This window comes from Candidatus Symbiopectobacterium sp., assembly GCF_020054415.1.
Classification (GTDB): domain Bacteria; phylum Pseudomonadota; class Gammaproteobacteria; order Enterobacterales; family Enterobacteriaceae; genus Symbiopectobacterium.
This window is the reverse complement of the sequence record NZ_JAHWCO010000053.1, coordinates 1-6,287: the sequence shown is the minus strand read 5'-3', so window position 1 is coordinate 6,287 and position 6,287 is coordinate 1. Positions and strand designations below refer to the sequence as shown.

5 protein-coding genes and 1 tRNA gene are annotated in these 6,287 nt (G+C 50.9%); 2 read left to right on the top strand and 4 right to left on the bottom strand.

From position 1 onward, the window contains the following. On the top strand, positions 1–198 hold a 198-nt coding region (locus QZ506_RS01790; protein ID WP_291968627.1), incomplete at its 5' end, for an integrase core domain-containing protein. Positions 199–311: 113 nt separating this feature from the next. Here the strand turns inward: QZ506_RS01790 and QZ506_RS01785 are convergent. Both QZ506_RS01785 and QZ506_RS01780 read right to left on the bottom strand, forming a co-directional pair. Next, positions 312–388 (bottom strand) — tRNA-Val (locus QZ506_RS01785). Positions 389–593: 205 nt separating this feature from the next. After that, positions 594–1,961 (bottom strand): MATE family efflux transporter, encoded by a 1,368-nt coding sequence (locus QZ506_RS01780; protein ID WP_291968625.1) that lies wholly within the window; start codon positions 1,959–1,961, stop codon positions 594–596. Positions 1,962–2,423: 462 nt separating this feature from the next. Here QZ506_RS01780 and QZ506_RS01775 point away from each other — a divergent pair, with 462 nt between their 5' ends. Further along, positions 2,424–3,074 (top strand): riboflavin synthase subunit alpha, encoded by a 651-nt coding sequence (locus QZ506_RS01775; RefSeq protein WP_291968623.1) that lies wholly within the window; start codon positions 2,424–2,426, stop codon positions 3,072–3,074. A gap of 68 nt (positions 3,075–3,142) precedes the next feature. Here QZ506_RS01775 and cfa read toward each other — a convergent pair whose 3' ends face one another. Together cfa and purR are read right to left on the bottom strand one after the other, a co-directional pair. After that, on the bottom strand, positions 3,143–4,294 hold the full coding sequence (gene cfa, locus QZ506_RS01770) for a cyclopropane fatty acyl phospholipid synthase (RefSeq protein ID WP_291968621.1): 1,152 nt from the start codon (positions 4,292–4,294) through the stop codon (positions 3,143–3,145). Positions 4,295–4,849: 555 nt separating this feature from the next. Beyond that, complete coding sequence (gene purR / locus QZ506_RS01765; RefSeq protein WP_291968620.1) at positions 4,850–5,875, bottom strand: HTH-type transcriptional repressor PurR; 1,026 nt, start codon at positions 5,873–5,875, stop codon at positions 4,850–4,852. Positions 5,876–6,287 lie beyond the last annotated feature (412 nt).

Sequence of the window (6,287 nt, the reverse complement as noted above, 5' to 3'; positions counted from 1 at the left end):
TGCGAGCGCTTCCATAAAACCATTTTGCAGGATTTTTATCAGGTTACGTTCCACAAGAAGTTATATGGAGACCTGGAAAGCCTGCAGGTAGATCTGGACAACTGGTTGTGGCATTACAATAATGAGCGAACTCATCAGGGAAAAATGTGCTGCGGGCGTACGCCGATGGCCACTTTACTCGATGGAAAACGGATCTAGGCAGAAAAGAATCTGAACCAGATGTAATCTGACAGACACCTGTATAAATAATCGGTAACTGTCAGATCAGGTCTGAGCTAGTACAGATAAATAGAACACTGAGGAACAAGAAATGGTGCGTTCTAATGGACTCGAACCATCGACCCCCACCATGTCAAGGTGGTGCTCTAACCAACTGAGCTAAGAACGCCTTTTGTAAGACGGGTCACTAATGCAGCGGGCAATGCCCTTTGCTGCCGTGCGGGGCGCATAGTAGCGAGTGAACGTGGTGCTGGCAAGACGCAAATGCAACATTTATGCGGTTGAACCGCACGACTGCTGCGTTTGTGTTCACTTTGCGTTTTTTTCACCCAACGCTGGTGGCGTGCCCCCCCTTGCGTTGGGTGATATCAGGGCTAGCGCGCCGCGCGCGCCAGAATATCGCCGGGCGGTTGGCGTTGCAAATAACGGATACGTAGCACCATCATAATGGCGGCAGCAGTGAGTCCGATGATAAAGCCACACCAGAAACCGGCAGGGCCCATGCGCGGCACCCAATAATCGGTCATTGCCAGCAGATAACCGCTGGGTAAACCGAGTATCCAGTAGGAGACGAAGGTGATGTAGAAAATGGAACGCGTATCTTTATAGCCACGTAATACGCCGTTACCGATAGCCTGCACCGCGTCTGAAATCTGATAAATCGCGGCCAGAAGCATCAACTGCGCCGCCATAGCGACCACTTCAGTGTTTTTGTTATACAACAAGGCGATCTGCTCACGCAGCAACGCGGTGAAAATAGCGGTACAACAGGCCAGCATCACGCCGGTTGCGATGCCGGTGTAGGCCGCAACACGAGCATCTTCCATGGAGCCTTCCCCCAGCCGGTGACCAACGCGGATCGTCGAGGCAATGCCGATAGACAACGGCAACACGAACATCAGAGAACTGAAGTTCAGTGCTATCTGATGCCCGGCAACATCAATGACGCCGAGCGGCAGGATCAGCAGGGCGACGATGGCAAACAGAGATACTTCGAACAGCAGGGCGAGCGCAATGGGCAAACCAAGCGAAAACAGATGCCGCATGGCGGAGAAATCAATCTGCCAGCGCTGCCACTTGATATCGCGAAGCCAACGTGCGTGCATACTGTAAAACGCCATCATCAGCATCATGATCCAATAGGTAGAGGCTGTCGCGACGCCGCAACCCACACCGCCCAGTTCGGGCATGCCAAATTTGCCGTAGATAAAGATGTAGTTCAGCGGAATATTGATCAGCACGCCAATAAAGCCAATCACCATGCCCTGCTTGGTTTTGGATAACCCCTCACACTGGCAGCGCAGCACCTGATAGAACAGATAGCCCGGTACTCCCAGCAGCATCACGTGCAGATAGCCGATGGCAACATTCGCGAGCTCCGGTGAGTCGGTATGCATCATGGCAATAACATGCTTGCCGTTATACAGCACTATCATGGTGATAACCGCAACGATCGCGGCCAAAATAAACGCCTGCTGAACCTGATGGGCGATGCGCGGGCGTCGGCCAGAGCCGTTGAGTTGGGCTACCACGGGCGTGAGCGCCATTAATAAACCATGTCCAAACAGGATGACCGGTAACCACACGGAGGTACCGACTGCAACCGCTGCCATATCGGTGGCGCTATAAGCACCCGCAATAATGGTGTCAACGACACCCATGGAAGTTTGGGAAACCTGCGCAATAATAACAGGAACCGCGAGCGTTAACAGGCTCCGAGCCTCTAACAAATATTTCTGCACGCAAACACCTTCCTTGAATTGTTAAAACGAAAAACTGGAGTCGATACCCCCTCGCTTTCTGTTATACGGCAGCACTGCGAGGTGGCGCATTGCTTTTCCAGCAGGGGGTTGGGATGAATGAAAGTAAACAACCGCAAGCGAGATAACGAGCACAAATGGCTTTCGAAGCCATCCATCTGAGATGGAAAATCAATCGATGACAGAACGTTGTTCCAGTGTAGCTGCTTGGCATAAGTAAACCAACTTCTTCGTAAGATATTGTGTCAATGAAGAGGTTCTGTTGTCTTATCGGATTTGTCAGGTGACAAAGGCGGGAATGCGTTTGGTTTTCCAGTCGTTATGAGGCAAACTGCAAAATGATTTGTCAGCCTTTATTCCCTCGCAGCGTGCCACGTTAGCGTAGGGGGAGATACTGGCACAGTAGAATTCAGTTATTTCACTGATTTATTATGAGGCAAGCGTATGTTTACCGGTATTGTTCAAGGCACCGCGCCGGTGGTGTCCATCGATGAAAAAACGAACTTCCGTACGCATGTGGTAAAACTTCCTCCCGAATTACTGACCGGCCTAGTGACAGGTGCCTCGATCGCCAATAACGGCTGCTGCCTGACGGTGACGGCAATTGATGGCGATCGGGTCAGTTTTGATTTAATGAAAGAGACGCTGCGTCTGACCAACCTGGGCGATATCACGCCGGGCGATCTGGTTAATATTGAACGTGCCGCAAAATACGGCGATGAGATTGGCGGACATGTTATGTCCGGGCACATTATGTGCACAGCCGAAGTGGTTAAAATTCTTACCTCGGAAAACAACCACCAGATTTGGTTCCGACTCTCCGATGAATCGCAGATGAACTATGTGCTGCACAAAGGTTTTATCGGGATTGATGGCATCAGTCTCACTGTGGGTGAGGTGACTCGCAGCCGTTTCTGCGTGCATTTGATTCCCGAAACGCTGCAACGCACCACGCTCGGCCAGAAGCGATTGGGGAACCGGATCAATATCGAAATCGACCCGCAAACTCAGGCTGTTATCGACACGGTTGAACGTGTGCTGGCACAGCGTCAGGCACAAGAGGCCGCAACGGCAAATGCCGCGCAGAGCGCCTGAAGCATGAGCTGAAAAGGCGATAAAAAATGCCGTAACCCCTTTGATGTACGGCGTTAAGCTGACCGAAATCAGCGCGCTACACGCACGCCACCTTCAATCCCTTGGGGGCTAAACAAGACCTGCCACAGTTGAATGTTTCGCGCGCGAAACGCCCCGGCGCAGGCATTCAGGTAGTAACGGAACATACGGTTAAAACGCGGCGAATAACGGTCCGCTAACTGCGGCCAACTGGCTACAAAGCGATCGTGCCAGGCCATCAAGGTTTTATCGTAATCGGCCCCAAAATTGTGCCAATCTTCCATCACCAGATAAGGTTCACTGTGTGCGGCAATGTGGCGCACGGAGGGCAGGCAGCCGTTTGGGAAAATATATTTGTTAATCCAGGGATCAACCTGCGAATCGGTTTTATTTGCCCCAATGGTATGCAGCAGAAACAACCCTTCGGGTTTGAGATTTTTGCTGACGACGCGAAAGTACGTATCATAATTTTTCGGTCCAACGTGCTCAAACATGCCGACAGACACGATGCGATCGAAATGTCGGTTAAGGTCGCGATAATCCTGCAATTCAATGGTGACGTTGAGATCGCTACAGCGCGCCTGAGCCAGTTTTTGCTGCTCACGCGAAATGGTCACGCCGTAAACCGATACGCCATAATGGCGTGCCGCATAGGCGGCCAGCCCGCCCCAGCCGCAGCCAATATCCAACAGGGTCATGCCTGGCTGAAGCTGAAGTTTTTCGCAAATTATGCGCAGTTTGGCCTGTTGCGCCTGTTCTAGGGTAGTGGACTCTTTCCAGTAGCCGCAGGAGTATTGCATATGCGTGTCGAGCATCAGGCTAAACAGATCGTTGCCCAGATCGTAATGCTCCTTGCCGACGATCCAGGCTCGCTTGCGGGATTGCAGGTTAATCAAGCGCGCAGCGACAATGTGCAAAATGTCTTTAAGATGATGGGTGGCCCTTTTCTCAAGCCCCGCGCGTAAAATACGCCGAAAAAAACAGTCTAAACGATCGCACTCCCACCAACCGTCCATATAGCTTTCACCGAGTCCCAGGGAGCCTTCACGCAGAACGCGCTTGTAGAAATCAGGGTTACGTACCCGAATATCAAACGGGCGTGAGCCATTGATTTTGATATCGGCGATAGCCAATAACGCGTGTACGATCCGGAACCAGGACGTGTTATGTTCTGCCAGTTCCTCTACATATGACGAACTCATAACTTCCCCCAACCTTGCCAGACAGCGCCGCAAGGAACAGCATAGACAGTCTCTCATCAACCCGAACGCTGCGGGTTGCGCGTAGCGTGTTCGAATCACGGGCAGGTTACCCGTTGTTCAAATAGTAAGCGGTTGCATTCGTGCGCAGCCGTTTATGCTTGCCCGTTGCACAGCGGCAGCGGGCATAACATCCATCGTCTACTCTCTGGATACCAGAGGGACTGAAGTGTCAACACCGGCACGTGGTAACACGTAGGGGCACATATCCTGATACGCAGTCGTGCGTTCGTTATAATAAGGATAAGTGTAGGGATATTGTCCGAATGAAAAACAGTGTACGACTGCTTCAATCAGAGGACAAGTCAAAATTGATTGATGCAGTCATGAAGAATCTACAAATCAACGCGCTATACCCGTCATACTTCAAGTTGCAGGTGCGTTGTCTGCACTCGCTCACCCGAATCACTTACTTTAGTAAGCTCATCGTGATTCCCTCATTTGCGGCCTTCCCGTAACTCTAATTATTTAGGGCATATAAGAAAATCGTCTTAAACATCAAAGGCGGTAGTCGCGGAAAGGGCCGTCACCCACAGAACGACGCTCGATAAGCGTTGGGTGAACCTCAGTCATCTGCGCATCTTCGCGCTTACTGGTGATGCGATCGAGCAGCATGGTAAAAGCCGATTGGCCCAAATGCTCTTTTGGCTGGTGGATCGTGGTTAAGGCAGGCGTGAAATAACGTGCATGGCGAACATTATCGTAGCCAATCACGGAAATATCTTGCGGTACGAGTAGTCCGAGCTCATCTGCCGCGCAGATGGCGCCCATGGCCATGATGTCACCGCCGCAGAAAATAGCGGTCGGGCGCTGTTTCTGCGCCAAAATGTGGTGCATGGCTTTATAACCGGATTCCGGCTCGAAATCGCCCTGAACAATCCATTCATCGTGAACGGTGATATCCGCTTCCTGCAAGGCTTTGAGAAAACCCAGATAACGCCCGCTGCCCGTGTTGCGTTCCTGAATACCGGGAATAGCGCCGATGTCGCGGTGGCCACGTTCAATCAGGTAACGCCCAGCCAGATATCCTCCTTCAAAGGCGTTATCAATGATAGTGTCAGTGAAATCGCCGCGTGCCTGACCCCAATCCATCACTACCATGGGAATGCTGCGGTAATCGGCCAACATGCTCAGCAGTTCAGGCGGATATTCCGCACACATTACCAACAGACCATCAACCCGTTTTTGCGCCAGCATGGAAAGATAGGCCCGCTGTTTTTCCAGGTTATTATGCGAGTTACACAGAATCAGGGTATAGCCTTTTGCATAACAACTGTTTTCAACCGCTTCGATAATTTCCGCAAAGTAGGGTGCTTCGCTCGAGGTGGCGAGCAGACCGATGGATTTGGTGTGGTTTACCTTTAAGCTCCGAGCCACTGCGCTCGGGGAGTAGTGTAATTCCTTGATGGCTTCCCGCACGGCCGTTTTGGTCTCTTCGGCGACGAAACGTGTTTTATTGATGACGTGAGAGACGGTTGTTGTTGAAACGCCAGCACACTTTGCCACATCTTTGATCGTTGCCATCTAAACATGACTCCTGAACCTACTTGTTACGGCAGTATATAGTTTGTTAATCGTTTGCTTTTGCGTAATGTTCTCTTTCCGATGGTATAAACAGGATATCAGAAGGAGACTGCAGAAATAATTTGTACCTAAAGGGGACGCGTTGATCCCATCGAAGATGACGTGTTCGGACACCGACGCAACGCACGGTAAACTGCAAATTTTGGCTGATTTGCCGCGAAAGTGAAAGGGATAATTGATTTAATTAGTGCAGCCGGGATCGGAGATTTTCCCTATATACCCGTGATCATTGAAGATGCTTGATTTTACGCGGTAAGAAGATCATGCTCACCCACTATGAAGATATTTATTACCGACAAGCAAAAAGCCGAACTCGAACACCTTCATGACACCAGTCGTGATAAGCGTGTTT